The sequence below is a fragment of the Burkholderia sp. BCC0397 genome (genome assembly GCF_902832865.1).
Classification (GTDB): domain Bacteria; phylum Pseudomonadota; class Gammaproteobacteria; order Burkholderiales; family Burkholderiaceae; genus Burkholderia.
In genome coordinates, this window is record NZ_CADFDL010000042.1 from 1 (window position 1) to 352 (window position 352).

The 352-nt window shown below is 60.2% G+C and carries 1 protein-coding gene; it reads left to right on the forward strand.

Annotated features, from left to right (window positions below; genetic code table 11):
* Positions 1 to 352: zinc ribbon domain-containing protein (locus tag HWX03_RS36690; RefSeq protein ID WP_175874681.1), on the forward strand; the 352-nt coding region annotated here is incomplete at both ends.

The window sequence follows — 352 nt, forward strand, 5'->3', positions numbered from 1 at the left end:
AAGCTCGCGCTCGATCTGGTGCGGCGTTTCGATTACATCGCGGTCGGCAACGTGTCGGCCGCGAAGCTCGCCAGAACCAGGATGGCGAAGAGCGTCTACGACGCATCCTGGTCGTCCTTCCGAAACAAGCTCCGCTACAAAGCGATCGCGCACGGGGCCACGTTCGAGGAAGTCGACGAAAGCGGTTCGACCCAGTCCTGTTCGTCGTGCGGATCGAAAGACAGCACGACGCGGCCGAAAGGTATCGCGGGACTGCGAATAAGAGAGTGGGCCTGCAGTGACTGTGGTGTCGAGCATGATCGAGATACCAACGCTGCGTTGAACATTCTCCGATGCGGACGTGCATCGCCAG